Consider the following 25,171-nt stretch of genomic DNA (forward strand, 5'->3'; position numbering starts at 1 on the left):
GGCGGGATCGCCGCCGATCGTTTTTGCGGCAGGTGACCTTGCCCCCTTTCTCTATGCGATCCCGCTGGCGCTGCTGTTCGGAGTGATGCTGCTCGCGGTGGTGCGGCTGTTCGCGATGCGGAGCCGCGCCGAGATCTTGACCAACGGCTCGTGGCTGTCGGCGCTGGCCGAGGCGCAGCGGCGCATGGGGTTCAAGCATGGCACGGCGTTGCTCGTCAGCGAGGAATTGCGTTCGCCGATCAGCTGGGGCGTGCTGCGCCCGACGATCGTGCTGAGCCCCAAGGCGGTGAGCGCGACCGGCGAGGCCGAGGCGATCATCGCGCACGAACTGGCGCATGTCGCGCGGCTCGACTGGGCGAAGCTGCTCGGCGCGCGCGTCGCCTGCGCGGTCTTCTGGTTCAATCCGCTGGTGTGGATGCTCGCGCGTGAGAGCCATCAGCTGCGCGAGGAAGCCGCCGACGACGCGGTGCTGATGGCCGACATCGACGGCCCCGACTATGCGAGCCTGCTGGTCGGCGCGGCGCGCCACGACAACCAGGGCGCGCTGCTCGCGGCGCATGGCGTCGCGCCGGGCAAGTCGAGCCTGAAGCGCCGCATCACCCGCGTGCTCGACAGCGGGCTGAAGCGCGGTCCGGCGAGCGCGAGCTGGATGCTGATGAGCCTGTTGCTGCTCGCGGGGGTCACCGCGCCGCTGGCGGCCTTTTCGGCGACCGCGGACCGCGACGCGGCGGTCGAGAAAGCCGTCGCCGAAGTGTCGCAGGCAAAGGCACTGGCCGAATCGCAGTCCGCCGATGCGGCGCGCGTTGTCGCCGAGGCCGACCGCGACGTCGCGGCGGCGAAGGCCAAGGCGCTGACCGCCGACGAGCTGGTGAGCATGCGCGCGGTCGGGGTTACGCCCGAATATGTCGCCGAGATGCGCGAGCATGGCGGCGCGCTCGACGCCGACGACATCATCGCGGCGCGCGCGAGCGGGCTCGACCCCGCCTATATCCGCGAGATGCGCGGGATCGTCCGCGGCGCCGATTTCGGCGAGCTGGTCGGCGCGCGGCAATTGGGGGTCACGCCGGCCTTCGCCCGCGACATGAAATCGCATTTCCCCGGCGTCGGGATCGACGACCTGATCGCGCTCAAATCGATGGGGGTCGACTGCGATTTCGTCACCGAGATGCAGAAGTCGGGGGTGCGCATGCGCGATGCCGACGATGCGATCGAATTGCGCGCGACGGGCATGTTCGTCGCCAGCAAGGCGTCCAAGGGCGGCAAGGGGGACAAGGGACCCAAGTCGGCAACGGTGCGGATGGGTCCGGGGCCCGGCGCCGGGGTGATCGAGGTGCGCGATGCCGACGGGTCGGTGGCGCGCGTCGAAATGCCCGCGGCGCCCGTGCCCCCGGTGCCGCCGACCCATTGAGCTGACGTCCGGACGTTCGTCCGCACCCACAAGCTGCTGATCGAAGCTGTTTTGAAAAATGTCGCTGCGGCGGCGAGCGATGGCGCTCGTCTGGCGCACGAAGGGAGGAGTGTTGCCATGAAGACCCTGATTTTCGCCTCGAGCCTGGCGATCCTGTCGGTGCTTGCCTGCACCACGCCCAGCCAGCCGGCGACGGCGGCGGCGCAGGAAGCCGGTACGGACAATGGCGCCGAGCGCGGCGACGTGCGCTGGACCGTCGAGCCCGCCGGGGGCAAGGAGGGGGCGCCCAAGCTGCGCCTGAGCCACGCCAAGTCGAGCAGCGACCTGTCGCTCGACGCCGACCTGTCGGTGCAGCGCCCCGAATTCGACGCGGCGCAAAGCGCGCTGGGCGGCACTGGACCGGTGCGCTTTGCGGTGCGCCACGCGTCGGGCACGCTCGAATGCAGCGGCACGCTGGCGAAGAGCTACAAGGGCGAGGGGCGGTGCAGCTTTACCCCCGATGCGGGCTTCGAGCGCGAGCTCGCGGCACGCGGGCTGACGCCCGACACGCGCGGCGACCTCTTTGCGATGTTCATCGTCGATGCGACGGTCGAACTCGCCGACGGGCTGACCGCCGAGGGGGTGAAGCCCGCGGATTCGGACGAACTGATCGCGGCGGCGGCGCTCGACGTGACCCCCGATTATGTCCGCGGCTTCAAGGGCACGTCGCTGCAGCTGAGCGAGGTCGACGATGCCGTCGCCTTCCGCGCGCTCGGCGTGTCGGGCGATTATGTCCGCGACCTCAATGCGGCCGGCTTTGCCAAGCTCGGCATCGACGACGTCACCGGCATGAAGGCGCTGGGAGTCACCGGCGACTATGTCCGCGAGCTGCGCGCCGCGGGCTACGCGAAATTATCGGCAGAGGATGTGATCGGGATGAAGGCGATGGGGGTGACGGGCGACTATGCCCGGCGGATGAACGGCGCGGCAGGGGGCACCCGGTGAACCATCGAAAGAGCCTGGGGACGAGCCTTGCCGCGGTCGCCGCGGTCCTGACGTCGGTCCCGGCCGCGGCGCAGGACGCCCCGACCGGCGACACCCCGCCGCCCGCGCCGACCGAGGCGCCGGTCGGCGGCCAGCGGACGCAGGGGCAGGTCTATAGCCCTGCCGATTTCGCGCGCTACGCGCCGAACAACGCCTATGACATGCTGATCCAGGTCCCCGGCTTCTCGATCCGCGACAACGAGAACCTCCGCGGGCTGGGGGTCGCGACGGGCAATGTGCTGTTCAACGGCGAAAGGCCGTCGAACAAGGCCGACGACATGTACACCCAATTGTCGCGCATCCCCGCGGGCAACGTCGAACGCATCGAGATCGTCGACGGCGCGACGCTCGACATCCCCGGCCTGTCGGGGCAGGTCGCCAATATCGTCTACCGCGCCGACAGTTTCTCGGGCCAGTTCTCGTGGAAGCCGCAATTCCGTCCGCATTACACCGATCCTTTGTTCACCCGCGGCGACGTGTCGGTGCGCGGGCGCAAGGGCGAGATCGAATATGAGGCGGCGCTCAGCAACGACGATTCGGCGCGCAGCGGTGCCGGCGGGCCGACGATCATCACCGACGGCGCGGGCAATATCATCGAGCGGCGGCGCGACGTGTGGAACACTCATTTCGACACGCCCAAATTGTCGGGGCGCATCACCTGGGATCCCGCGGGCGACACCGTGGCGAATTTCGGCGGCCATTATCAGCGCAAATACGACCGCTATTACGAGGATGGCGTGCGCAGCGGGCCCGGCCTCGTCGACCGTTTCCGCACCGTGCGCGACAAGGCCGACAGCTGGAATTACGAGATCAGCGGCGATTATCAGTTCGGCGTCGGTCCCGGCAAGCTCAAGCTGATCGGGCTGCGGCGCTTCAGCCACGAACCCTATTCGTCCGAAGTCATCACGACTTTCGCAGACGGCCGCCTCGCGGAGGGCGACCGCTTCGCGCAGGTCGGCGACCTCGGCGAGACGATCGCACGCGGCGAATATCAGTGGAAGATGTGGGGCGGCGACTGGCAATTGTCGGGCGAGGCCGCGTTCAACACGCTCGACAATGTCGCGTCGACTGGCGAGCTCCAACCCGACGGCAGCTTCGACAAAAAACCCTTCCTGCCCGGTACCGGCGGGGTCAGCGAAGACCGTTACGAGGGGCTCTTGAGCTTCGGACGCAAGATCACCGACACTTTCTCGTTCCAGCTGGTCGCGGGGGCCGAACATTCGACGATCGTCCAGGCGGGGCCCGATGGCGTCAGCCGCAGCTTCGCGCGGCCGAAGGGCTCGCTGACGCTGTCGTGGAAGCCCTCGGCCGATTTCGATGCTTCGCTCAAAATCCGGCGGCGCGTGCTCCAGCTTTCCTTCTACGACTTCCTCGGCCGCGCCTTCCTCAACGACGGCAACCAGAACGAGACCAATTTCGACCTCCGCCCGCAGCAGGACTGGAGCTACGAGGCCGAGATCAACAAGAAGCTGGGCGCCTGGGGCTCGACCAAGATCATCCTCGTCCACCGCGACGTCGAGGATCGCGTCGACATCATCCCCGTCGACGGCGGCGGCGAGGCGGTGGGCAATATCGCCAAGGCGAAGGCGAGCGCGATCGACTGGACCGCGACGATCAACCTCGATCCCGCCGGGATTAAGGGGATGAAGCTCGAGCCGCGGCTGCTGCTCCAGACCAGCTCGCTGCGCGATCCCTTCACCGGCGAGAAACGCCAGTGGAGCGGCTTCACCGACACCGTCGCCTCGATCGGGGTGCGCCACGACATCCCGGGCAGCGATATCGCGTGGGGCGCGAATGCCGAATATGCGCATTACCAGCCCAACTACCGCCGCAACCAGGTCGACAAGGTGTGGGAAGGGCCGGTGTGGGCGTCGGTCTTTGTCGAGCACAAGGATGTGATGGGGCTGACGATCCGCGCGACGATCAACAATATCGTCAACGCGCGCTCGCGCCGCGACCGTATTGTGTATGAGGGCGTGCGCGGCGAAAGCGACATCGACTTCATCGAGGATCGCAACCGGCTGATCGGCCCGATCTTCTCCTTTTCGGTGCGCGGGACGTTTTGAGCGTCTAGCATGGCGGGGTGACGACCCGCCGCACCAAAATCTATTTCGACGGCGGCGCGCGGCCGAACCCGGGGGCGATGGAGATCGCCGTCGTCTGCCGCGGCGTCGCTCATGTCGAGCGCGATATCGGCGTCGGCAGCAGCCTCGACGCCGAGTGGCTGGCGCTGATCGCGGCGCTGCGGCTGGCGCGGGCGCGGGGGCTCGACGATATACTGCTGCTCGGCGACGCGGCGGCGGTCGTGGCGCAGGCGAATGGCGTCGTACCCGCACGTGGCAGGGCGTCGCAGCATCTCGCCGTCTTTCGCGCACTGGCGGGTGAAGCGGCGGCCCCGCGAGTCCGCCATATCGGGCGCGCGCAGAATCTGGCGGGGATCGCGCTCGCGCGGCTCCATCCGCGATAGTCCGCGGCTTCGGCCGGACCTGAGAAACCACCGGCCTGTCACCGCGTAGGGTGCGGGCGATTGACGCGCCCCGGCGCCGGTCGCAGGCGAGAGGGAGACCAACCACAGCGCGGGCGCCTTATGGCCAGCCGCGCGTCCTCATTCCCAAAGGGCCGCACTTCCAGATGCAGTTTTTCCGCCGCCTTACTTCTTCCGCGCACGACATGGCGATCGACCTCGGCACGGTGAATACCGTCGTCTATGCCCGCGACCAGGGCATCGTGCTCAACGAACCCTCGGTGGTCGCGCTCGAAACGCGCGGCGGCGTCCAGCGCGTCAAGGTCGTCGGCAACGAGGCCAAGTTGATGCTGGGCAAGACCCCCGACAATATCCAGGCGATTCGTCCGCTGCGCGACGGGGTGATCGCCGACATCGGCGTCGCCGAGCAGATGCTGTCGCACTTCATCGAAAAGGCGCTGGGCGGACCCAGCCGCTTTCGCCGCCGCAGCCATGTCGTGATCTGCGTTCCCGCGGCGTCGACGATGGTCGAGCGCCGCGCGATCCGCGATGCGGCGTCGAACGCCGGCGCGGTGTCGGTGCGGCTGATCGAGGAATCGCTCGCGGCGGCGATCGGCGCCGGGCTGCCGGTCACCGCGCCGCAGGGCGCGATGGTCGTCGACATCGGCGGCGGCACGACCGAGGTCGCGGTGCTGTCGCTCGGCGGCATCGCCTACAGCACCTCGGTGCGCGTCGGCGGCGACAAGATGGACGAGATGATCGCCTCCTATATCCGCCGCAAGCATAATCTGATGGTGGGCGAGATGACCGCCGAGCGCGTCAAGCTGCTGCTCGGCTGCGCGACCCCGCCCGATGGCATCGGGCTGGTGATGGGGGTCAAGGGGCGCGACCTCGTCAACGGCCGCCCGTCGGAGGTGCAGGTCACCGAGGCCGAGATCGCCGAGGCGCTGGCCGAGCCCGTCGGGCAGATCGTCGGCGCGGTGCGCGCCGCGCTCGAGGCGACGCCGCCCGAATTGTCGGCGGACATCATCGACGAGGGCATCGTGCTGACCGGCGGCGGGGCGCTGCTCCGCCGGATGGACGCGGCGATCGCGAGCGCGACGGGGCTGCACGTCGCGGTCGCCGACGATGCGCTGATGTGCGTCGCGATGGGCGCGGGGCGCGCGGCCGAGGAGCCCGACTATCAGGGCGTGCTGATCGCCGCCTGATCGAAGCTTCCCCCAGCGGCTTTCCCCAAAGCCGCACGCGTCGCGCCGTTCTCCACCCCCCCCCGGAGAGCGGCGCGATTGCGTTTCCAGAGCCGGCGCCCGAAGGCGCCCGGGCTCGTGCCGGGCGTGTTGCGATGCGGTGGAGCAGGCTGAAGGCGCGACCCGGCGCTTCCCCGGCGCCGGTTCAGCGCGTTTCGGGTCCCCAGGCGCGGTAGAAGGTGTCGACCGCGGCGTCGACCTCGGCGGCGAGGCGCGAAGTGTCGCGGCCTTCGGGCAGGCCGAGCACCGCATGCTGGTAGAGGCCCGACTGGCAGAGGCCCGAGAAATGGCGGACCGCCTGCATCGGGTCGCCTTGGCGCAGTTCGCCGCGTACCATCTTCTCGGCGACCCACAGCGCGGCGCGCGCCTTCCCCCGGCGTGGACCGCGCTCGTAGAAGGTTTCGGCGAGATGCGGGAAGCGTTCGGCCTCGCCGACGACGAGGCGGAAAAGCGAGAGCAGGGGCGTCGTCACCAGCGCCGCCATCAAGATATTGCCGAAACCGGTGAGCACCTCGACCACCGGCCGGTCGACGGGCAGGTCGACGTGCAGCGCGGTGCCATATTCGCCGACGATGTCGTCGACGACCGCGGCGAACAATTCCTCCTTCGACGGGAAATAGGTCCAGAGCGTGGTCTTCGACCCGCCGACCTTGGTGGCGATCGACGACATCGTCGTGCCCGCATAGCCGTTGGCGAAAAACTGCGCGCGGGCGGCGTCGACGAACGCCTTGCGCCGCGCCGCGGCGGCGTCGTCCAGCGTTACGGTGTCCGTCGTACTGTCTGGTATCATTTCAATTGACAACGCATTCTCCGGGGTTCATTGGCGCATGATACCAGCTAGTATCGTTGGACGCCATGCTCTCCAGATTTTTTCTCTCGACCGCGCTTTTGGGCCTGCTTGCGGGCTGTGTGAGCACCCCCGACGTCGGGCCCAAGCCCGTTCCGGTCGCCGCCGAGTCGCTCGACTCGCGCGCCTCCTTCGCCGATGCATCCGGCCAATGGCCCGCCGAAGGCTGGTGGCAGGCGATGGGCGATGCGCAGCTGACGGCGCTGATCGACGAGGGGCTGGCGGGGTCGCCCGACGTGGCGATCGCCGCGGCGCGCGTGCGCACCGCCGATGCGCTGGCGCAGCAGGCGGGCGCGGCGCTCGGCCCGCGCGTCGGGGTCGAGGGCAGTGCGGGCGGCGTCCAGCAGAGCAAGAATATGGGCATCCCGCCGCAGTTCGTGCCCGACGGCATCCAGGACACCGGCCGCCTCGCCGCGACCTTCGGCTTCGACCTCGACCTCTGGGGCCGCAATCGCGCGGCGCTGGCGGCGGCGACCTCGGAGGCCGAGGCGGCGCGCGTCGATGCGGCGCAGGCGCGGCTGATGCTGACCACCGGAATCGCGGCGGCCTATGCCGACCTCGCGGGGCAGTTCGCCGCGCTCGATGTCGCGAAGGACGCGCTGCGCGTGCGCGACGCGAGCGGCACCCTCTCGGCCGAGCGTGCCCGGGCGGGGATCGAAAATCTGTCGGCGCAGCGCCAGGCCGAGAGCCGCGCCGCCGCGGCGCGCGGCGACATCGTCGCGCTCGAGGAAGCCATCGCGCTCACCCGCAACCGCATCGCGGCGCTGGTCGGCGCGGGCCCCGATCGCGGTTTGGCGCTGGCGCGGCCGACCTTGGCGGTGCCCGCCGCGGGCCTCCCCGCCGATGCCGGGATCGCGCTCGTCGGGCGGCGTCCCGATATCGTCGCCGCGCGGCTGCGCAGCGAGGCGGCGGCAAAGCGCATCGATGTCGCCAAGGCCGATTTCTATCCGAACATCAGCCTGTCGGCGCTCGTCGGCCTGCAGTCGCTCGGCCTGTCGAACCTGTTCGACAAGGGCTCCGAATATGGCAATGGCGGGGTCGCCTTCACGCTGCCGATCTTCGACAGCGGGCGGCTGCAGGGCCGCTATCGCGGTGCGCGCGCCGACTATGACGTCGCGGTGGGCAACTACGACAAGGTGCTGATCGGCGCGCTGCGCGAGGTCGCCGATATTGTTCAGAGTCGCACTGCCAATGCGCGCCAGCTGGCCGAGCGCCGCGCGGCGCTGGCGGCGGCGGCCGAGGCGTCGAAGCTCGCGAGCCTGCGCTACCGCGCCGGCCTCTCGAACCAGATCGCGGTGCTCACCGCCGAGGACAGCGCGGTCGCGCTGGCGCGCGCGGTCGCGGACCTCGAGGCGCGCCAGCTCGCGCTCGACATTTCCCTGATCCGTGCGCTCGGCGGCGGGTACCAGACTTCAACAGGAGAGTGATGATGGCCGACGAAACGGCTGCGACCCCCGCCGAAACCTCCCCCGACTTGGGCGGCAATGGCGCCAAGCGCAGGAAATTCCTGCGCATCCTGGCGATCGTCGTCCTGTCCGCGGCGCTGCTGTGGGCGGCCTGGTATTATCTGACGCAGGCGGGGCGCGTGCACACCGACAACGCCTATGTCGGCGCCGATTCCGCCGTCGTCACCGCGCTCGTCGCGGGGCCGGTGCAGGAAGTGCGCGTCGCGGGCACGCAGGCGGTGAAGAAGGGCGACATCCTCGTCATCCTCGACGATGCCGACGCCAGGCTCGCGGTCGCCGACGCGCAGGCGGCGCTGCGTCTCGCGCGCCAGCGCTACGGCCAGGCGGGCGCCAACGCCGATGCGGCGCGGGCGCGCGTGGTGGCGCGCGGTGCCGATGTCAACCAGTCGCGCGCGCGGCTGCGCGACGCCAATGCGGCGGTCGAAAAGGCGCGCGCCGAACTCGCGCGGCGTGAGAGCATCGCGGGCACCGGCGCGGTCTCGGCCGAGGAAATCACCGCCGCGCGCGCCGCGCTCCAGTCGGCGAGCGCGGCCCGCGATCTCGCGTCGGCGGCGATCGCCTCGGCGCAGGCGACGCAGGGATCGGCGAGCGGTGATCTCGGCGCAGCCGAGGCGCTGGTGCGCGGGACGACGATCGACAGCGCGCCCGACGTCGCCGCGGCGCAGGCGCGGCTCGAAAAGGCCGAGCTCGACCTCGCGCGCACGGTCATCCGCGCGCCGGTCGACGGCATCGTGACGAACAAGCAGGTCCAGGTGGGGCAGCGCATCGCGGCGGGCGCGCCGATCATGACGATCGTCCCGATCTCGACCGCCTATGTCGACGCCAATTACAAGGAAAGCCAATTCAAGGACATCCGCATCGGCCAGCCGGTCGAGCTGGTGTCGGACTATTATGGCGACGATGTCGTCTTCCACGGCAAGGTCATCGGCATCGCCGGCGGCACCGGCGCGGCCTTCTCGCTGATCCCCGCGCAGAATGCGACGGGCAATTGGGTGAAGGTGGTGCAGCGCCTGCCGGTGCGCATCGCGCTCGACCCGAAGGAGCTCAAGGCGCATCCGCTGCGCGTCGGGCTGTCGATGGAAGCGACGATCGACACGCGTGGCAAGGATTGATCCGAGCCGATGGCCAGCGCCGCCGCCACCACCCTGCCGGACGAACCCGCGCCGCTGACCGGGGTGCGGCTGTTCGTGGCGGCCTTCGCGCTGGCGCTCGCCAATTTCGTCGTCGTGCTCGACACCACGATCGCCAATGTCTCGGTGCCGCATATAGCGGGCGGCCTCGCGGTGTCGCCGACCCAGGGGACATGGGTAATCACCAGCTATGCGGTCGCCGACGCGATCAGCGTGCCGCTCACCGGCTGGCTCGCGATGCGCTTCGGCACGGTGCGCTGGTTCCTCTATTCGATCGTCGGTTTCGGCATCTTCTCCTTCCTGTGCGGCATCGCGCAGACGCTCGACGGGCTGATCGCCTTCCGCATCCTGCAGGGGTTGTCGGGCGGGCCGCTGATGCCGCTGTCGCAGATCCTGCTGCTGCGTATCTTCCCCAAGGAGAAAGCGGGGATCGGTCTCGCGATCTGGGCGATGACGACCACGACCGCGCCGATCCTGGGCCCGATTCTCGGCGGGCTGATCAGCGACAATTGGAGCTGGCCGTGGATCTTCTTCATCAACCTGCCCGTGGTCGCGCTCTGCGCCTTCGGCGTTGCGAGCCTGCTCCGCCCCTTCGAGACCAAGAAGGCCAAGGCGCGGATCGACACGATCGGGCTGATCCTGCTGGTGCTGTCGGTCGGCGCCTTCCAGCTGATGCTCGATACCGGGCGCGAGCATGACTGGTTCGAATCGACGTGGATCATCGGGCTCGCGATCGTCGCGGCGATCGCCTTCGCCGCCTTCGTGATCTGGGAGCTCACCGACGAGAATCCCGTCGTCGACCTCCGCGTCTTCCGCTTCCGCGGCTTCAGCTTCGCGACGATCGCGATCTCGCTGGGTTTCGGCGCCTTCTTCGCGCAGGTCGTGCTGACGCCGCTGTGGCTCCAGCAGGTCGCGGGTTATACCGCGACCGAGACGGGCTATATCGTCGCGTGGATCGGGGTCTTCGCGGTGCTGATGTCGCCGCTGGCGGCGAGCCTGATCGGCAAGATCGACATCCGAATCTCGATCAGCGCGGGCATATTGTGGATGGCCTTCATCTCGATCCTGCGCGCGAGCTGGAACGCCGACGTCGACTACTGGACGCTGGCCATGCCGCACCTGCTTCAGGGCATGGGCATGCCCTTCTTCTTCGTCGGGCTGACCGCGCTCGCCTTGTCGAGCGTGCCGCCCGACAAGCAGACCTCGGCGGCGGGGCTGATGAGCTTCCTGCGGACCTTGTCCGGGGCGATGGGCACCGCGATCGCGACCTCGGCGTGGGACACCGAGAACCGCGTCGCGCGCTCCGAACTCGTCGGCCATATGAACGGGACGTCGGAAACGATGGACCAGCTCCAGCGCGCCGGGCTGACGCTCGAACAGGCGCGCGCGGCGATCGAGCGGCTGGTCGATGTGCAGGCGGCGACGATCGGCGTGCTCCACCTGTTCCTCGCCGCGGGGGTGGTGTTCGTGATCGCGGCGGTCGCGGTGTGGTGCGCGCCCTTGCCCAAGCAAGTCTCGATGGGCGCCTCGCATTAGGCTGGCGAGCGCGCTCATCACTTGTTAGGGGGCCCGCGCTAGCCTGAGGGGGCGTAGCGGAAGGGCGCGGCGTTGAAGCACAGACATCCCCTGCCGATCCATCACAGCTGGCCGCTGTACGAAAGCGCGCGCCATTTCGAGCTGGGGCAATGGCTGGGTTATGATTCGCTCGATGCCGAACCCTTGATCGCCTCGGCGTCGCCGCGCCTCGGCAATATCGGCCAATGGTCGTGCGACCTCGCCGACAATCGGCTGAGCTGGTCGCGCGAGGTCTACGAGATTTTCGGGCTTCCCGACGGCGCGGCGGTGTCGCGCGGCGAGGCGGTCGCGCTCTATGCCGAACCGTCGCGCGCGGCGATGGAGAAGCTCCGCGCCTATGCGATCCGCCATCGCCGCGGTTTCACCCTCGATGCCGAGATCCGGCCGGCGATGGGCGCGCCGCGCTGGATGCGGCTGATCGCGGCGCCGGTGTGCGTCGGCGACAGCGTGGTCAAATTGCAGGGGCTGAAGTTCCTGGTGCCTCAGGCGTAGGCGTCGATCGCGGCGAGGTGTTTCGACTTGGTGTCCTCGTCCAGAAACGATCCGGTGAAACTGTTCTGCGCGAGCGTGACGAGCTCGGCCTTCGACAGGTCGAGCGCGTCGGCGACCGCCAGATAATTGGCGCCGACATAGCCGCCGAAATAGCTCGGGTCGTCGCTGTTCACCGTGGCCTTGAGCCCGGCGCCCAGCATCGTCTTGAGCGGATGCGCGGCGATGTCGTCCACCACGCAGAGCTTTAAATTCGACAGCGGGCACACGGTGAGCGTCAGGCCTTCGGCGGCGAGCCGCGCGACGAGCGCGGGGTCCTCGAGGCTGCGGTTGCCATGGTCGATGCGGTCGACCTTGAGCAGGTCGAGCGCCTCATGGACATAGGCCGGCGGGCCTTCCTCGCCGGCGTGCGCGACGATCTTCAGACCGAGGCCGCGGGCGCGGGCGAAGACGCGCTCGAACTTCGAGGGCGGGTGACCGACTTCGGAGGAATCGAGCCCGACGCCGTCGATGCGATCGAGCCAGGGCAACGCCTCGTCGAGCGTGGCCTCGGCCTCGGCTTCGCTGAGATGGCGGAGGAAGCACATGATGAGCTTGGACGTGATGCCGTGCTGCGCCTCGGCATCGTCCAGCGCACGCGTGATGCCTGCGATCACGGTTTCGAACGCGACCCCGCGCTCGGTGTGCCCCTGCGGGTCGAAGAAGATCTCGACGTGGCGGACAGTGTCGGCGCGCGCGCGGGCGAGATAGGCGGCGGTCAGGTCGTAAAAATCCTGTTCGGTGATCAGCACGCCCATGCCCTGATAATAGATGTCGAGGAAATCCTGGAGGTTCGAAAAGGCATAGGCCGCGCGGACCTCTTCGACGCTCGCGAAGGGGATCGCGACGCCGTTGCGCTGCGCGAGCTCGAACATCAGCTCGGGTTCGAGGCTGCCCTCGATATGCAGGTGCAGCTCGGCCTTGGGCAGGCCGGCGATGAAGGCCGCGCGCTCCTCGCGCGACGCAAAAGCCTCAGGCATCGGGCACCTCCTCCTCGCGCAGGATGATCGCCGCCTCGGGCTTGTGACGGCGGATTTCCTCGGGGCTCAGACCGTCGATCTCGTGCGGGAAGATCAGCCAGCGGTCGGTTTCGTGGATGTAATAGTCGGGCTTCAAGTCGGTGACGTTGCGGCGCGGTTTGTACCACACGGTCGCGATGCGGATGTCGCGCGGCATATTGTGGCGGCAGCGCGCCTTCAGCTCGGCGATGAAGGCGCGGATGCTGCGCCCGCTGTCGAAGACATCGTCGATGATGAGCAGGCGGTCGGTCGGATCGAGCGTGTCGATCAGATAACCCAAGGCGAAGACCTTCACCTGCGGGTCCTGCCGGTCGATGCCGTGGTAGGAGGAGGTGCGGATCGCGATATGGTCGCAATGCTGGCCGTGATAGTCGAGCAGTTCCTGCACCGCGATGCCCACCGGCGCGCCGCCGCGCCAGATGCCGACGAGATGTGTCGGTTTGAAGCCGCTGTCGATCACCTGCATGCCGAGCCGCAGCGAGTCCGCGAGCAGGTGATTCGCATCGATGAAGATTTTCTCGTCGCCCATGGACCGGGCCTAATCCTGCCGCCGACGCCCCGCAAGCCGGGGACTCGACATTCCGGGGTATCGTTATTATGTATGGTATTGTGTATGGCTTTCTACACGGCTTCATGCAAGGTATCGAAGATGAGCGGCGAACTCGAAGGGCGCGAAAAATGGCTCTGGATCTATCGGGCGGGGCTGCATGGCCACTGCCCGCGCTGCGGCGAAGGGCGGATGTTCCGTCGCTGGCTGAAAGTCTCCGACCGCTGCGAGGTGTGCGGGCTCGATTATGAGTTTGCGGCGCCCGACGACGGACCCGCCTTTTTCTCGCTCTGCTTCGTCGCCTTTCCCTTGCTCTTCCTCGTCGTGTGGTTCGAGGTCGCGGTGAACCCGCCCTGGTGGGTGCATCTTTTGACCTCGGTGCCGTTGATGATCCTGCCGTGCCTCGCGGTGCTGCACCCGATCAAGGGCTGGCTCGTCGCGTCGCAATATGTGAACAAGGCGCAGGAAGCGGGCACGGGCGCGCTATGGGCCGAGCTCAACGCGCGCGCCAAAGGGGAGGTTCGGGAGGCGGATGCCTGAAGCATGGGTTCCCGATCTCAGCCGGATGACGGGCGCCAAATATCTGGCGATCGCCGATGCGATGCAGGCGGCGGTCGAGAGCGGGCGGCTGCGCGCGGGCGACCGGCTGCTGCCGCAGCGCGACTTGGCGGCGCGGCTCGGGGTCGACCTCACCACCGTCACCAAGGCCTATGACCAGGCGCGCGGGCGCGGGCTGATCGGCGCGCGCGGGCGTGCGGGCAGCTTCATCCTGCCGCAGGACGCGATCGCCGCGGGGCCGCCGCCGCGCGACACGGGCATGAACATGCCGCCCGAGGTCGCGGGCGGGTCGCTGCTCGCGACATGGGAGCGCACCGCGAGTGCGCTGCTCCGCGCCGAGGGCGCCGGCGGACGGTTGCATTACACGCCCGCGGGCGGGCGCGCCGCCGACCGTGAGGCGGGGGCGGCCTTGTTCGGCCGGTTGGGGCTGAGCAGCGAGCCCGACCAGCTGATCGTCGCCGCAGGCGCGCAAAATGCGCTGCACGCGATCGTTTCTGCGACGCTGAAGCCCGGCGATGTCGTCGCGTGCGGGGCGCATGTCTATTCGGTCTTCCTCGCGCTCGCGCGGCGCTTCGGCCTTCGTCTCGCACCGCTCGCCAGCGTCGATGCCGCGAGCCTCGATGCGCTGTGCCGCATCACCGAGGTGGCGGCGCTGTACCTCGTTCCCACCAACGACAATCCGACGACGCGCACGCTCGATATCGCCGAGCGCGAGGCGCTGGCGGGGGTGCTGCGCCGCCACGATGTGCGGCTGATCGAGGACGACGCCTATGGCCAGCTTCCCGACCGGCCGCTCGCGCCGGTGACCAGCTTCGCGCCCGAGCTTGGTTTCTATGTCGCGAGCGTGTCGAAGATATTGTCGCCTGCGCTCCGCGTCGCGCATGTGCGGGCGCCGGGCGTGCGCGACGCATTGGCGCTCGCCGCCGAGGTGCACGCCTCGACGGTGATGGCGCCGCCGCTCGACTGCGCGCTGGTGACGCGCTGGATCGCGGACGGCAGCTACGCCCGCCTCGCCGCCGAGACGCGAGCGGAGGCGAAGGCGCGGCAGGCGATCGCGGCGTCGGTGTTGCCGCCGGGCAGCTATGCCGCGCACGAATGCGGCTATCATCTGTGGGTGCCGCTGGCCGCCGGCGCCGATCAGGCGCGTGTGGCCGAGGCGCTGCGCGCCGCGGGGATGACCGCGATCCCCGCCGATGCCTTTGCCGCGGGCGAAGGCGGCGGGGCGGCGCTGCGCGTGTCGCTCGGCGGCGCGATCACCCGTGCGGGGTTGGCGCGCGGGTTGACGGTACTTGAGATGGAGCTGGTGGGGGCGGGTTGAAGTCTAGCGGGATAAGAGCGTCGGCTTTGGGGTGGATCTGAGCCATTCCCCTCCCTTCTAGGGAGGGGTTAGGGGTGGGTAGCGAGCGTAGCGAGCAAGAGTAAGAACGCCGCCTTTCGGCGGCAAACCCACCCCCAGCCCCTCCCTTTCAGGGAGGGGAGATTAACGTCGCCTTCCGCCCGATCCCGGCCTCAGGCGTACCCCACCCAGCCGCGCCACGTGAAGGCGGCGTAAAATTGCTCGACCCCGGTGAAGCCCGCGGTGCGCAGCACGTCCTCGTCGGCTTCGGGGCTCAGCATCGCCACGTGGGTGGCGACCGCCTGACGACCCTTGGCGACCTGCTCGGGATCGCCGCCCGAGGCGATGGCGAAGGCGGCGTAGCGGTCGAGCCAGCGGTCGCGCTCGTCCGGGCCTTGCGGGAAGCTGCCGTGCGCGGCGACGAACGGCGCCCCGGGCTTGAGACGCTTGCGGATTTCGGCGGCGGTGCGGATGCGCTCCTCGGTGGCGAGGAAGTGCAGCGTGAGCAGGCAGATCGCGCCGTCGAAGGGTCCGGGCGGGGCGTCGTCGATATAGCCCTCGACCAGCTCGGCGCGATGCGCGTGCGCGCCGAGCGTCTGCGCGGCGAGACCCAGCATCGCGCCCGCGGGATCGACCCCGGTGAAGGTCCAGCCGGGCCAGGCGTCGGCAAGCGCTTTGAGCTCGAGCCCGCCGCCCGCGCCGAGCACGAGGATATGCGCGTCCGCGGGTACGCGCTCGGCGAGCAGCAGCCCGGTCATGCGGTGGAGGCCGTCCAGCCCGGGGACGAAACGGCGCGGGCCTTCGGTATAGCGCGCGACGGCCTCGGGATCCTTGAAGCTGTCGAGGAAATGCTGGGCGCCTTCAGCCATGGATATGCTCCTGTGCGGTGAGGTTTCGCGCGGCCAAACGCGCGTGGAAATCGGCAGCGAGCGCGGCGAGTGTCACTTCGCCGAAGCGCACCAGCAGCAGCGCTTCGGCGTCGCGAAAACCGTCGTCGAGCGCGGCGTTGACTGCCTGCTCGACGAGGCAGCCGGGCGCCTCGGTGCGGTTGCCCATCGCCATCAGCCGCGGCCGGCCGATCGCGTCATAGACGTCGCGCATCGTGATCGCGGCCAAGTCGCGCGCGATCGTCCAGCCGCCGCCATGGCCCTTTTCGCTGTGCACGAACCCCGCCTCGCGCAGCCCGCCGAGGATGCGGCGGACGACGACGGCATTGGTCTGCATCGCCCTGGCGAGCTGCTCCGACGTCATGGGCGTGCCCTGCTCGGCCATATGGAGGAGGACGTGGAGCACGCCCGAGAGTCGGCTGTCGCGTTTCATGTAACTTTAAATAGTACGTGAAATACGATCGTCAAGACGCGGGATTGACCCGCAGCCGCAGAGCGATTAGCCACAGCGGCGATGACCAACGACCGATCCACCCGATTCAAGGCGTATTGGCGCTCCTTTACATAGGAGCGGCATGGCATCACCTGTGACCATCGCCGCCGTGACCGGAAGGCGATTGGTTGTTTTCACAGCATCAGACCAGAACCCCCCGGCCGCGGCGCGCGCTTTTCGAAGAAGACGCGACATGACCGATACCTTGCTTGCCCTGTCGACCGACCATTGCCGCATCACCCCGCTGTTCGCGGACGATGCGCGCGCGCTCGCCGCGATCACCGACGAGACGGTGACCTCGCGCGTACATTTCCTGCCTGCTCCCTTCACCGAAGCCGATGCCCGCGCGCTGATCGCGGGGTCGGGCGGCGGCGATATGTTCCATGCGGTGCGCGATGCGGACGGCCTCGACCTCAACGGCGTGATCGGGGTGCATCGCCGCGTCGGGCAGGAATATGAGATCGGTTACTGGTTCGCGGCGCGCGTGCGCGGCAAGGGGATCGCGACCGAGGCGGTGCGCGCCGTCGTCGCCGCGCTCGCCGCGTCCCGGCCGGGCGCGCCGATCGTCGCCGAATGCCATCCCGACAACGAGCCGTCGCGCGCGCTGCTGCGCCGCGTCGGTTTCGTGTCGACGGGACGTCCTGGCAGGCGGCCCGGGCGGATGCTGATGGAATGGCGCGCGGCGCCCGCCTGGCGCATCGACGTTTGCTAGCAATCTAGCGGCGGATCAGCGCGACCTGCTGGCGCTGGACCCAGCCCCCGGCGCACGCCGAGGCATAGCGCAGGTCGAGCCCGGCCGTGGTGCCCGGGCACGTATGGGCCCGGTCGCGGTAGAGGACATAGACCCAGCCGCCGTTGGCGCTGCAGACGAACAGCGGCGAACCCCGCCGCAATTTGTCGGTCTTGCGCGCGCCGGGCGATTTATAGACCCAGATCTTCGGACTGCTGCCCGCGGCGAGGCCCGCCGCGCAGACCGGCGGCGCGGGCGCGGCTTGCAAGGCAAGGGCGAGGGCGGTCGTCATCGAGAGCATCGGCAGGTTCCTGTGGCGCGGTATCGGATCGCCTTATGCCGCATTAACCTATGTCTTCGGTTAACGCCTTGACGATCGCCGCGACCGAGGTCGGCGCATAGGCGAAACCCATATGGCCGCAGTCGACCTCGACCTGCCGGTCGCTTTCATGCTCGCCGCCGCGCGCGCTGTTCACCGCGACGACGCCGTCATAGGCCGACCACAAGGCGAAGGTCGGCATTTCGGGGCGCGGCGCGGGGTGGAAGTCGATCGGCGGATTCTCGACCGGGTGGCGCGCGATCAGGTGATAGAGACGCCACGCGCGGTTGGCGCGGCGGCTGCCCGAGAAGGGCGAGCCCAGGGTGACGACGCGCGCGACCTTGTCCGGGTGATGCTTGGCATATTCGCGGGCATAGATGCCGCCGAGGCTCCAGCCGACGAGCGCGGGCGCATGGCCGGTGCGCTCGATGATCCATTGGACGCGGCCGTCGATGCGCTCGATGATGTCGGGGGTGGCGCCGCGGTTGAAGCCGAGGCCCCAGGCGTAGCAGCGAAAGCCCGCGCGGCGAAGGTCGGCGCGCAGCGCCTTGGTCGCCCAGTCGCCCGACAGGAAGCCCGGCAGCACCATCACCGGCGGATGGTCGCTGTCGGGATTGGGTTCGGGCGGCATCGTGCGGACGCGGCCGACCAGCGCGCGGAGGAGCCCCGTCACCTCGCGCCAGAGCAGCCCCAGCGACGGGGGCGCGTCGGGATCGGGGATGCGCGCCGGCCATTCGGCGCGCCGGGTGAGGAAGCCGCGGATCATGCGGCGCGCCTTACCCCTTCGGGACGAGTTTCACCAGCTTGCCGCCGCTGCCGTCGGTGAGCAGCCAGACGCTGCCGTCCTCGCGCACCTCGACCTCGCGGATGCGGGTGCCGAAATCCCAGCGGTCGGATTTGTGCAGCGTCTCGCCGTCTACGGCCATGCGGATCAGGCCCTCGCCCGACAGCGCGCCCATCAGCAGGCTGTTCTTCCAGCCGGGATAGAGGTCGCCGTCGTACCAGGCGAGGCCGGCGGGCGAGACGGCGGGGTTCCACCACAGTTTCGGCGCGGCGAATTCGGGGCGCGTCGGGTGTTCGGGGATGTCCTTGCCGTCATAATGGTCGCCGTTCGAGACGACCGGATAGCCGTAATTGGCTTTCGCCGCGACGAGGTTGACCTCGTCGCCGCCCTTGGGCCCCATTTCCTGGTTCCAGAGCTTGCCCGCGCCGTCGAAGGTCAGGCCGAGGATGTTGCGGTGACCGAGCGACCAGATCTGCGCGGTGACGCCGCCTTCGGATGCATAGGGATTGTCGGCGGGCACGCTGCCGTCGGGATTGAGGCGCAATATCTTGCCGAGATTGGCCTTCATGTCCTGCGCGGGGTCGAATTTCTGGCGCTCGCCCGAGCCGATGAAGAGATATTTGCCGTCGGGCGAGAAGGCGAGGCGGTGCGAGAAATGGCCGCGGCCGCTGACCTTGGGCGACTGGGTCCAGATGGTCTTGAGGCCCTCGATCCTGGGCGAGGCGCCCTGCACCAGCTTCGCCGTGCCGACCACCGCGCCAAAGGTGCCGCCCTCGCCGGGTTCGACCCAGCTCAGGTAGATCGTGCCGCTCGCCTTGAAGTCAGGGGCGAGGATGACGTCGCCGAACCCGCCCTGCCCGCCATAGGCCACCGTCGGTGCGCCCGCGACGTCGAGCGTCGAGCCGCCCTCCTGCCAGAGTTTGAGCTTGCCCGATTTCTCGGTGACCAGCGCTTGGCGGCCGCCAGGGAGGAAAGTCATCGCCCAGGGCTCGTTGAAGCTTTCGACTTCCTCGACCGTGAAGGGCGCCGCGCTGAGCGGGACCGCGGGCTGTTCGCCATTGGCGTCGATCGCCGCGGTATCGGCGGGGGCGGCTTCGCTCTGCGTCGCGCCCGTCGAGCAGGCGCCGACGAGCATCGCCGCGGCGATGGCGAAATTGGGCAGGGTCTTCATGGATTTGACTCGTTTCGCTGGGGGGATCGAAACCGCAGTCTGCCGCGCGCCGCGCGCAATGTCGAGAGGGTCAGCGGCTCCCCGCCCCATGCCGCGCGGCGATGGTCTCGACGCTGTCCATGATCGCGTCGATCGCCTCGCTCGCGGGTGCGGCGTCGGCGCGCTTCTGGCTGAAATGGCCGCTGTTCATGATGTCCTCGAGCGCGTGCCGCGCGCGCGAGACGCGGCTCTTCATCGTGCCGAGCGCGCAGCCGCAGATGCCCGCGGCTTCCTCGTACGACATGCCGCCCGCGCCGACGAGGATCAGCGCCTCGCGCTGGTCCTGCGGCAATTCCATGAGGCCGCGCTGGAGGTCGGCCATCTCGCCCGATTCCTCCTGGCTGGCGGGGGTCGACAGCGTGCGTTCGACTGCGGTTTCGTCATAATCGCCGACGAACTTGTTCCGGCGCATCTGCGAGAGGAAGGTGTTGCGCAGGATCACGAAGGTCCACGCCTTGATCGACGTCCCCGCCTCGAAACGGTCGCGCGAGGCCCAAGCCTTGACCATCGTGTCCTGCGTCAGGTCGTCGGCAAGGTCGGGATTGCCCGACAGGCTGCGGCCATAGGCGCGAAGATGGGGAATGACTCCCGCGAGCAGAGTCTTGAATTCCCGGTCGGAAAGCTGCCCCTCCTCCCGCTGCGAAACGGCGCTTGCCTGGGTCATTCGTGTCCGGGCGCTTTCTGGTCGATCTTGAACAGCAGGTCGAGCATCTCGTCGGGAAGCGGCTCGGCGACGATATTGCCATAGATGATCTTGAGCTTGGTGCTCACCGGCTCGGGCGCCTGGCGGCCGGTCAGCGCGCGGTGCCACTGGTCGCCGCCGGTGCCGGGGAAGCTGCCCTGCGACGTCCGGCGACCGTTGGTCGCGGAACCGCGCAGTTCGCTGCCTTTCATCCTATGATCGCCGTGGGTTGCCATGTCCGAGGAACGAAAAAAATGCCGCCGAGTTCCCCGGCGCGTTGTTTTTTGCGACGGGATGTGGAGTCGCGCCACTATTTTCAGCCGTTAACCCAGGTTAAGCCGCGATCGGGGGTGGGCGACTAGGGTCGCCCAAAGCCCCCGCGCGTCGCGGCGGCGGGAGGGTCGCGCATTGCTGTCGGTCATTTATGTAAGCGTCGCCGACCCCGGCCTGACGCCGGACGATATCGCGTCGCTGGTCGAGGGCGCGCAGCGGTGCAACGCGCGCGACGAGCTGACCGGCGCGCTCATCTACAATGGCCAGAATTTCATGCAGCTGCTCGAAGGTCCGGTGGCGAAGGCCGAGGCGTGCCTCGCGCGTATCCGCGCCGACCGGCGCCACAACGGGATGATCGAGATCCGGCGGCGGCTGGTCACGACCCGCGAGTTCGCCGGCTTCTCGATGCTCTACAGCCCGCTGTTCCGCGACCATGACGAGGATCTGTCGCGGCTCGCGGCGCAGGGCACGCTCGACCCGCAGGACGAAAGGCTGATCGCGAACTTCCTCGCGCTTGGCCGGCACGGCGGCGCAGGGTGACCCTGCTGGCGCCATCCCATAGGACTTTGCATTGGCGGCCGAACGGGCTAAGCCCGCAAAAGATGATGTTAAATTTCCCGGCCGCGCCCCGGCGTCCCCAGCGGCGCCCCCGATGACCCGCGACACCGCCCGGCCGCTCGACGACGCGACCTTCAAGCGCGAACTCGCCGCGATGCTGCCGCATCTGCGCGCCTTCGGGCGCAGCCTGTGCGGCAACGCCGACCTCGCCGACGACCTGGTCCAGGAAACGATGCTGAAGGCGTGGAAGGCGCGCGAGCAATATATTCCCGGCCCGTCGAGCATGAAGAGCTGGGCCTTCGTCATCCTGCGCAACTGTTTCCTGTCGCAGATGCGGCGCAGGAAATTCACCGCCGATTATGACGAGCTCGCCGCCGAGCGGCTGCTCGTCGCGCCCGACGACCAGGACGACAGCCTGCACCTCGCCGACGTCCAGCGCGGGCTGATGCAATTGCCCGTCGACCAGCGCGAGGCCCTGGTGCTGATCGGCGCAGGGCAGCTGAGCTACGAGGAGGCCGCGGCGATCTGCGGCTGCGCGGTGGGCACGATGAAGAGCCGCGTGTCGCGCGCGCGCACCGCGCTGCACGCGATCCTCGAGGGCGGGCAGATGCCGCTGCGCAGCGACGACGAACTGCCCGCGAGCGAGGCCTTCCGCAGCATCATGGACGATGTCGACAGCCTGACCTCGAACGGGCCGAGCGGGGGGTAAGGCCCTCTGCTTACTTGGTTCGGTAGGGGAGGGTTCCGGGCGTTAGCTGCCGATGAAGGACTAAACTGATGTCCCCTCCCGCAGGCGGGAGGGGCAGCGAGACTTGGGCGCTTGCGCCCTAGTCGCAGCGGGGTGGGCCGTTGCAACGCCGCATGCCCACCCCCAACCCCTCCCGCAAGCGGGAGGGGAGGTCAACGTCAGTTCCCCACCCCAACGCCACCATCCGCCGTCACTCGCCGCAATCGTCGCGGCTGGTCTTGATCCCCAACACGGCAAAATCCGCGGCGAACTCGGCGAGCGGCAGCATCCCCGCACAGGCGCGGGCGCCGGGGTCGGGGGCGTGGCCGTCGCGAAAGCGGCGCAGCATCGCGAGCGCGGCCAGCGTCGGCACATAGGGCCCGCGATTGCCGTCGGCGCGCAGCGTCCAGCGCGCGGCGGCGGTCTTTCCGTCGGCGTCCTGCCCGTCGACGCGGACGTCCATCGCGCCGACATCGCTGCCGAAGGGCAGCAGCAGCCGTGCGATCGCGAGCAAGGGCCGGGCCGCGGGTTGCAGGCTGCGGAGCCATCCCCAGCGCACCGGCAGCGCCAGCAGCGCGAGACCGAGGTGCAGGATCGACAATTCCATGCCGGCAAAAAATTCGGCGCTTTGCGCGGGGCGATAGCGCGCGACGAGCAGATCCTGTTCGGGGGTGTCGCACACGCTTGCCCAGCGGTTGCCGACGCCCGGCACCGCCCAGCGCTGTGTCATCCCCCAGCCCGGCACTTGGGTCCAGCGCCCGCCGCGCCACACGCGCACCGGATGGCCGACATAGGAGAGGATCGCCTGTACCACCGCGAGCCCGCGCGGCGCGCGGTTGCCGGGGAAGATACCGATGCGGATGGCGTCGATCCGGCCCCAGCGCGCGACCAACGCGTCGAGCACGGCGTGCGACAGCGCGGGGATCGAGCTGGCGCCGGTCGTGACGCTCATCCCCGCGGCCTTCGCCGCCGCATCGTGTGCGCCGATGGCGGCGACGAAATCGCGCCCGTCGGCGAGGTCGACATAAGAGACGCGCGCCGCGATCGCCGCCTCGATCACGGTCGGGGCCGAGGCTTGGAACGGCCCCGCTGCATCGACGACGAGGTCGAAACCGGCGAGGTCGGCACCGGTCAGGCTTTCGCGATCGACTATTCGTACCGGCAAACCGCCGAGCCGCGCCGCGAGCGCATCGAGCTTCGACCGGTCGCGCGCCGCGAGCGTGAGCGCGATGCCCTGTTCCAGAACGGCCCGTGCGGCGAGGCGGCTGCCGAAGACGCCCGTCGCGCCGATCAGCAGCACGCGAAGGTCAGCCATCGCGGAACAGCCCGTGCTGGTTGACCAGTTCGCCGAGGCGCGGGTGGGTGACCTTGAGGTCGAAGGCGAAGCGCGCGTGGCCGAGGTGCTGGTGCGTCACCACCGTCTCGCCCGGCGTGAGCCAGGCGGGGAGCCGCAGCCGCAGGCGGCCGGCCTGCCAGAAATAATGGTCGGAGGTGAAGATCAGCGCGTCGGCTTCGGCGCGCACGGTCAGCGCCATGCCGAAACCGCGCCCGATATGCTCCTCCAGCCCTGTCGGACCGGCGAAGCTCTTGGCGCTGTGGATCGCCTGCGGATGGCCCCGGCGGCGGCCGTAGAGCCGCGTCCAATATTGGCCGCCGCTATGGCGCTCCTCGCTGACCGCGACCGCCGCGGGGGCGGGGCCGCTGGCCTCGAGCGGCAGCGGCGCGCCGATCAGGCGGCACAGCTGCGCGAGGAGCCAGCCCACCCGGGAGAGCCGCGTCCACACGATCTCGCCGCCGTAGGTCGCGACCGCCTGCCCCGTGAGCCGCTTGGCGAAGCGGCGGCGCACGTCTTCGGGCAGCGCGTCCCAGTCGCCGCGCGGGACGAGGCGGCGGAAGCGCGTGTCGTAAAGCGGCTCGTCGTCGCGCAGCGACGGGGCGGGGGCCGTTTCGACCGGTTCGCGCTGCGCTCCGCCCCACATCGTCCGTCTCCTACTGCTTGCCCTTGCCGGGCCGCCAGTTGATCAGTTTCGTCACCCCCGCGCCGAGCTTGATCAGCCGCATCAGCGCGGGCTTGGGCACGCTCAGCATCTCGTCGTGCCAGCGGCTCATCGTCGTGACGAAATCGAGCATGTCGGCGAGCCGCGCCTTGGCACCGTCGCTGAGCCCGGGATCGTGCGCCGCGCGGGCGACGCAGGCCTTGAGCGCCGCCTCGGCGGGGTCGACCTCGCGCGCCTTGCGCCCCGCGGCGATGCGTGTGACCATTTCCCAGATATCGGTCTCGGCGGTGAAATGGTCGCGCCGGTCGCCGAGCAAAGGCACGCGCTCGATCAGCCGCCAGCCCAGCAGTTCCTTGATCGAGTTCGACACGTTCGAACGCGCGAGGCCCAGAAGGTCGGCGATCTCCTCGGCATGCAGCGGGCGGTCGGACACGAACAGCAGCGCATGGATCTGCGCCACCGAGCGGTTCACGCCCCATTGCCCGCCGAGATTGCCCCAATGGAGGATGAACTCGGTCGCCGCCGGGGAGAGTTTTGCGTCATGTTCTATTATTTCTGTCATAACAGAAATAATAGTCGGGACAGGAATGGAGTCAAGTCTGGCGTGATTCATGGGGCCGGGGTAGGGAAGCGGCGGGCATGCTTGGGGATGCGAATATGCGAAAGACGATGCTCGCGTTGGTTATGGCGATGGCGCTCGCCGCGCCGGTGGCGGCAGCCGACACCGCGGCTGAGGCCGAGATCGCCGCGATCGAGGCGATGGGCGAGGCTATCGCGCGGCTCGATTACGACAGCCAGAAGGATGCGATGCGCGACGGCTATGTGGCGATGCGCGATCGCGCCAGGGCCGCGGCCGAGCTTTATGCCGGCGATCCCGCGACGGCGAACCGGCTGCGCGCGCTGCAGGGCCATGCGATCTTCAACGCCGCGCAGCATAACGATCCCGAATGGGCCGATGTCGAGGGGCAGAAGGCCGAGATCATATGGCTGGCCGAGACGGTCGAGGTGCTGGCGCCGGTGCTGGCGGCGGGCGTCGCGGGCGACGACGACCGGCCCAATTACGCGTTTCGCGGCGCCGCGGGGCAGCTCTACAGCCTCGGCGTCCGCTTCCGCGACCCGCGCCTGCCGGACTGGTCGGCAACGCGCGTGCTCGCCAACCGCTATCGGTCGAAGGCCTTTCCCGACAGCGATTTCGAGAAACATCTGCTGGTCGAGGCGCTCTATGACCATGCCGTGCAGGTGAAGGATCGCGGGCTGATCGACGAGGCCGACGGGCTCGCCGCGACGATCCGCGAGGAGGATTTGCGCGAGGCCGTGCAAGACATGCGCGCGATGGCTTTGGCGTCCGGCCTATGATTGCCGG

Annotated in this window: 28 protein-coding genes; 15 read left to right on the forward strand and 13 right to left on the reverse strand. The window is 69.0% G+C overall.

What is annotated here, in order from left to right:
• The 5 genes from ATE62_RS14905 to ATE62_RS14925 all read left to right on the forward strand — a co-directional run.
• On the forward strand, window positions 1-1,408 hold a 1,408-nt coding region (locus ATE62_RS14905; protein WP_156422288.1), incomplete at its 5' end, for a M56 family metallopeptidase.
• A 117-nt stretch (window positions 1,409-1,525) separates the two neighbouring features.
• Window positions 1,526-2,392 (forward strand): hypothetical protein, encoded by an 867-nt coding sequence (locus tag ATE62_RS23930; RefSeq protein WP_058810293.1) that lies wholly within the window; start codon window positions 1,526-1,528, stop codon window positions 2,390-2,392.
• Complete coding sequence (locus ATE62_RS14915; RefSeq protein WP_231736281.1) at window positions 2,389-4,497, forward strand: TonB-dependent receptor plug domain-containing protein; 2,109 nt, start codon at window positions 2,389-2,391, stop codon at window positions 4,495-4,497. Before ATE62_RS23930 ends, ATE62_RS14915 begins: the two co-directional genes overlap by 4 nt.
• Before the next feature lie 17 nt (window positions 4,498-4,514).
• Window positions 4,515-4,898 (forward strand): reverse transcriptase-like protein, encoded by a 384-nt coding sequence (locus tag ATE62_RS14920; RefSeq protein WP_156420682.1) that lies wholly within the window; start codon window positions 4,515-4,517, stop codon window positions 4,896-4,898.
• Window positions 4,899-5,062: 164 nt separating this feature from the next.
• Window positions 5,063-6,103: a rod shape-determining protein gene (locus ATE62_RS14925; RefSeq protein WP_058810292.1), complete on the forward strand. Its 1,041-nt coding sequence runs from the start codon at window positions 5,063-5,065 to the stop codon at window positions 6,101-6,103.
• 184 nt (window positions 6,104-6,287) lie between these two features.
• Here ATE62_RS14925 and ATE62_RS14930 read toward each other — a convergent pair whose 3' ends face one another.
• A complete protein-coding gene (locus ATE62_RS14930; protein ID WP_231736282.1) occupies window positions 6,288-6,932 on the reverse strand; it encodes a TetR/AcrR family transcriptional regulator in 645 nt (214 codons plus the stop codon).
• Window positions 6,933-6,997: 65 nt separating this feature from the next.
• On the opposite strand from ATE62_RS14930, the gene ATE62_RS14935 reads away from it, so the two are divergent.
• The 4 genes from ATE62_RS14935 (at window position 6,998) to ATE62_RS14950 (ending at window position 11,652) form a co-directional block, all read left to right on the forward strand.
• On the forward strand, window positions 6,998-8,416 hold the full coding sequence (locus ATE62_RS14935) for an efflux transporter outer membrane subunit (protein WP_058810290.1): 1,419 nt from the start codon (window positions 6,998-7,000) through the stop codon (window positions 8,414-8,416).
• Complete coding sequence (locus ATE62_RS14940) at window positions 8,416-9,567, forward strand: HlyD family secretion protein (protein WP_443028867.1); 1,152 nt, start codon at window positions 8,416-8,418, stop codon at window positions 9,565-9,567. The genes ATE62_RS14935 and ATE62_RS14940 overlap by 1 nt, the downstream gene beginning before the upstream one ends.
• Window positions 9,568-9,576: 9 nt before the next feature.
• The gene (locus tag ATE62_RS14945) at window positions 9,577-11,121 is read left to right on the forward strand and encodes a DHA2 family efflux MFS transporter permease subunit (protein ID WP_058810288.1); all 1,545 of its coding nucleotides are present in this window, start codon (window positions 9,577-9,579) and stop codon (window positions 11,119-11,121) included.
• 72 nt (window positions 11,122-11,193) lie between these two features.
• The gene (locus ATE62_RS14950) at window positions 11,194-11,652 is read left to right on the forward strand and encodes a hypothetical protein (protein ID WP_058810287.1); all 459 of its coding nucleotides are present in this window, start codon (window positions 11,194-11,196) and stop codon (window positions 11,650-11,652) included.
• Here the strand turns inward: ATE62_RS14950 and ATE62_RS14955 are convergent.
• Window positions 11,643-12,668, reverse strand: coding sequence for an adenosine deaminase (locus tag ATE62_RS14955; RefSeq protein ID WP_058810286.1), 1,026 nt, complete (start codon window positions 12,666-12,668; stop codon window positions 11,643-11,645). The genes ATE62_RS14950 and ATE62_RS14955 overlap by 10 nt on opposite strands.
• Complete coding sequence (locus ATE62_RS14960; protein WP_058810285.1) at window positions 12,661-13,236, reverse strand: phosphoribosyltransferase; 576 nt, start codon at window positions 13,234-13,236, stop codon at window positions 12,661-12,663. The genes ATE62_RS14955 and ATE62_RS14960 overlap by 8 nt, the downstream gene beginning before the upstream one ends.
• Before the next feature lie 120 nt (window positions 13,237-13,356).
• Here ATE62_RS14960 and ATE62_RS14965 point away from each other — a divergent pair, with 120 nt between their 5' ends.
• Entirely contained in the window at window positions 13,357-13,794 is a 438-nt protein-coding gene (locus ATE62_RS14965; RefSeq protein ID WP_058810294.1) for a DUF983 domain-containing protein, read from the forward strand.
• On the forward strand, window positions 13,787-15,130 hold the full coding sequence (locus ATE62_RS14970; RefSeq protein WP_058810284.1) for an aminotransferase-like domain-containing protein: 1,344 nt from the start codon (window positions 13,787-13,789) through the stop codon (window positions 15,128-15,130). The genes ATE62_RS14965 and ATE62_RS14970 overlap by 8 nt, the downstream gene beginning before the upstream one ends.
• Window positions 15,131-15,321: 191 nt before the next feature.
• Here the strand turns inward: ATE62_RS14970 and ATE62_RS14975 are convergent, their stop codons facing one another.
• Entirely contained in the window at window positions 15,322-16,017 is a 696-nt protein-coding gene (locus ATE62_RS14975) for a class I SAM-dependent methyltransferase (protein ID WP_058808739.1), read from the reverse strand.
• Window positions 16,010-16,468, reverse strand: a complete 459-nt coding sequence (locus ATE62_RS14980; RefSeq protein WP_058808740.1) for an RrF2 family transcriptional regulator — start codon at window positions 16,466-16,468, stop codon at window positions 16,010-16,012. Before ATE62_RS14980 ends, ATE62_RS14975 begins: the two co-directional genes overlap by 8 nt.
• Before the next feature lie 253 nt (window positions 16,469-16,721).
• Here ATE62_RS14980 and ATE62_RS14985 point away from each other — a divergent pair, with 253 nt between their 5' ends.
• On the forward strand, window positions 16,722-17,240 hold the full coding sequence (locus ATE62_RS14985) for a GNAT family N-acetyltransferase (RefSeq protein WP_058808741.1): 519 nt from the start codon (window positions 16,722-16,724) through the stop codon (window positions 17,238-17,240).
• A gap of 4 nt (window positions 17,241-17,244) precedes the next feature.
• Here ATE62_RS14985 and ATE62_RS14990 read toward each other — a convergent pair whose 3' ends face one another.
• From ATE62_RS14990 to ATE62_RS15010, 5 genes are all read right to left on the reverse strand, one after another.
• Entirely contained in the window at window positions 17,245-17,559 is a 315-nt protein-coding gene (locus ATE62_RS14990; protein WP_058808742.1) for a hypothetical protein, read from the reverse strand.
• A 43-nt stretch (window positions 17,560-17,602) separates the two neighbouring features.
• Window positions 17,603-18,343, reverse strand: a complete 741-nt coding sequence (locus ATE62_RS14995) for an esterase/lipase family protein (protein WP_058808743.1) — start codon at window positions 18,341-18,343, stop codon at window positions 17,603-17,605.
• 10 nt (window positions 18,344-18,353) lie between these two features.
• Window positions 18,354-19,532: a PQQ-dependent sugar dehydrogenase gene (locus tag ATE62_RS15000; RefSeq protein ID WP_082662838.1), complete on the reverse strand. Its 1,179-nt coding sequence runs from the start codon at window positions 19,530-19,532 to the stop codon at window positions 18,354-18,356.
• 70 nt (window positions 19,533-19,602) lie between these two features.
• On the reverse strand, window positions 19,603-20,235 hold the full coding sequence (locus ATE62_RS15005; RefSeq protein WP_058808744.1) for a sigma-70 family RNA polymerase sigma factor: 633 nt from the start codon (window positions 20,233-20,235) through the stop codon (window positions 19,603-19,605).
• The gene (locus ATE62_RS15010; RefSeq protein WP_058808745.1) at window positions 20,232-20,465 is read right to left on the reverse strand and encodes a NepR family anti-sigma factor; all 234 of its coding nucleotides are present in this window, start codon (window positions 20,463-20,465) and stop codon (window positions 20,232-20,234) included. Before ATE62_RS15010 ends, ATE62_RS15005 begins: the two co-directional genes overlap by 4 nt.
• Before the next feature lie 196 nt (window positions 20,466-20,661).
• On the opposite strand from ATE62_RS15010, the gene ATE62_RS15015 reads away from it, so the two are divergent.
• Both ATE62_RS15015 and ATE62_RS15020 read left to right on the forward strand, forming a co-directional pair.
• Window positions 20,662-21,066: a BLUF domain-containing protein gene (locus ATE62_RS15015; protein ID WP_058808746.1), complete on the forward strand. Its 405-nt coding sequence runs from the start codon at window positions 20,662-20,664 to the stop codon at window positions 21,064-21,066.
• Window positions 21,067-21,178: 112 nt separating this feature from the next.
• Window positions 21,179-21,793: a sigma-70 family RNA polymerase sigma factor gene (locus ATE62_RS15020; RefSeq protein WP_058808747.1), complete on the forward strand. Its 615-nt coding sequence runs from the start codon at window positions 21,179-21,181 to the stop codon at window positions 21,791-21,793.
• A gap of 229 nt (window positions 21,794-22,022) precedes the next feature.
• On the opposite strand, the gene ATE62_RS15025 is transcribed toward ATE62_RS15020, so the two are convergent.
• From ATE62_RS15025 to ATE62_RS15035, 3 genes are read right to left on the reverse strand one after another with little or no spacing between them, the layout of a single operon-like run.
• Window positions 22,023-23,126 carry a saccharopine dehydrogenase family protein gene (locus ATE62_RS15025; protein ID WP_058808748.1) on the reverse strand — a complete coding sequence of 368 codons (1,104 nt, stop codon included), beginning with the start codon at window positions 23,124-23,126 and terminating at the stop codon, window positions 22,023-22,025.
• Window positions 23,119-23,790 carry a DUF4166 domain-containing protein gene (locus tag ATE62_RS15030; protein ID WP_082662839.1) on the reverse strand — a complete coding sequence of 224 codons (672 nt, stop codon included), beginning with the start codon at window positions 23,788-23,790 and terminating at the stop codon, window positions 23,119-23,121. Before ATE62_RS15030 ends, ATE62_RS15025 begins: the two co-directional genes overlap by 8 nt.
• A 10-nt stretch (window positions 23,791-23,800) precedes the next feature.
• A complete protein-coding gene (locus ATE62_RS15035) occupies window positions 23,801-24,370 on the reverse strand; it encodes a GbsR/MarR family transcriptional regulator (protein ID WP_058808749.1) in 570 nt (189 codons plus the stop codon).
• 95 nt (window positions 24,371-24,465) lie between these two features.
• Between ATE62_RS15035 and ATE62_RS15040 the strand changes: the two genes are divergently transcribed.
• A complete protein-coding gene (locus tag ATE62_RS15040) occupies window positions 24,466-25,164 on the forward strand; it encodes a hypothetical protein (RefSeq protein WP_156420583.1) in 699 nt (232 codons plus the stop codon).
• The last annotated feature ends 7 nt before the right edge of the window (window positions 25,165-25,171 follow it).

The sequence above is a fragment of the Sphingopyxis sp. HIX genome (genome assembly GCF_001468285.1).
Taxonomy (GTDB): domain Bacteria; phylum Pseudomonadota; class Alphaproteobacteria; order Sphingomonadales; family Sphingomonadaceae; genus Sphingopyxis.

What these genes read in the sequence shown, in the direction of transcription:
- ATE62_RS23930 (WP_058810293.1), top strand. Translation starts at nt 1,526, where the DNA reads ATGAAGACCCTGATTTTCGCCTCGAGCCTGGCGATCCTGTCGGTGCTT.
- ATE62_RS14925 (WP_058810292.1), top strand. Translation starts at nt 5,063, where the DNA reads ATGCAGTTTTTCCGCCGCCTTACTTCTTCCGCGCACGACATGGCGATC.
- ATE62_RS14930 (WP_231736282.1), bottom strand. Translation starts at nt 6,932, where the DNA reads ATGATACCAGACAGTACGACGGACACCGTAACGCTGGACGACGCCGCC.
- ATE62_RS14935 (WP_058810290.1), top strand. Translation starts at nt 6,998, where the DNA reads ATGCTCTCCAGATTTTTTCTCTCGACCGCGCTTTTGGGCCTGCTTGCG.
- ATE62_RS14940 (WP_443028867.1), top strand. Translation starts at nt 8,416, where the DNA reads ATGATGGCCGACGAAACGGCTGCGACCCCCGCCGAAACCTCCCCCGAC.
- ATE62_RS14945 (WP_058810288.1), top strand. Translation starts at nt 9,577, where the DNA reads ATGGCCAGCGCCGCCGCCACCACCCTGCCGGACGAACCCGCGCCGCTG.
- ATE62_RS14955 (WP_058810286.1), bottom strand. Translation starts at nt 12,668, where the DNA reads ATGCCTGAGGCTTTTGCGTCGCGCGAGGAGCGCGCGGCCTTCATCGCC.
- ATE62_RS14960 (WP_058810285.1), bottom strand. Translation starts at nt 13,236, where the DNA reads ATGGGCGACGAGAAAATCTTCATCGATGCGAATCACCTGCTCGCGGAC.
- ATE62_RS14965 (WP_058810294.1), top strand. Translation starts at nt 13,357, where the DNA reads ATGAGCGGCGAACTCGAAGGGCGCGAAAAATGGCTCTGGATCTATCGG.
- ATE62_RS14970 (WP_058810284.1), top strand. Translation starts at nt 13,787, where the DNA reads ATGCCTGAAGCATGGGTTCCCGATCTCAGCCGGATGACGGGCGCCAAA.
- ATE62_RS14975 (WP_058808739.1), bottom strand. Translation starts at nt 16,017, where the DNA reads ATGGCTGAAGGCGCCCAGCATTTCCTCGACAGCTTCAAGGATCCCGAG.
- ATE62_RS14980 (WP_058808740.1), bottom strand. Translation starts at nt 16,468, where the DNA reads ATGAAACGCGACAGCCGACTCTCGGGCGTGCTCCACGTCCTCCTCCAT.
- ATE62_RS14985 (WP_058808741.1), top strand. Translation starts at nt 16,722, where the DNA reads ATGACCGATACCTTGCTTGCCCTGTCGACCGACCATTGCCGCATCACC.
- ATE62_RS14990 (WP_058808742.1), bottom strand. Translation starts at nt 17,559, where the DNA reads ATGCTCTCGATGACGACCGCCCTCGCCCTTGCCTTGCAAGCCGCGCCC.
- ATE62_RS14995 (WP_058808743.1), bottom strand. Translation starts at nt 18,343, where the DNA reads ATGATCCGCGGCTTCCTCACCCGGCGCGCCGAATGGCCGGCGCGCATC.
- ATE62_RS15000 (WP_082662838.1), bottom strand. Translation starts at nt 19,532, where the DNA reads ATGAAGACCCTGCCCAATTTCGCCATCGCCGCGGCGATGCTCGTCGGC.
- ATE62_RS15005 (WP_058808744.1), bottom strand. Translation starts at nt 20,235, where the DNA reads ATGACCCAGGCAAGCGCCGTTTCGCAGCGGGAGGAGGGGCAGCTTTCC.
- ATE62_RS15010 (WP_058808745.1), bottom strand. Translation starts at nt 20,465, where the DNA reads ATGAAAGGCAGCGAACTGCGCGGTTCCGCGACCAACGGTCGCCGGACG.
- ATE62_RS15020 (WP_058808747.1), top strand. Translation starts at nt 21,179, where the DNA reads ATGACCCGCGACACCGCCCGGCCGCTCGACGACGCGACCTTCAAGCGC.
- ATE62_RS15025 (WP_058808748.1), bottom strand. Translation starts at nt 23,126, where the DNA reads ATGGCTGACCTTCGCGTGCTGCTGATCGGCGCGACGGGCGTCTTCGGC.
- ATE62_RS15030 (WP_082662839.1), bottom strand. Translation starts at nt 23,790, where the DNA reads ATGTGGGGCGGAGCGCAGCGCGAACCGGTCGAAACGGCCCCCGCCCCG.
- ATE62_RS15035 (WP_058808749.1), bottom strand. Translation starts at nt 24,370, where the DNA reads ATGACAGAAATAATAGAACATGACGCAAAACTCTCCCCGGCGGCGACC.
- ATE62_RS15040 (WP_156420583.1), top strand. Translation starts at nt 24,466, where the DNA reads ATGCGAAAGACGATGCTCGCGTTGGTTATGGCGATGGCGCTCGCCGCG.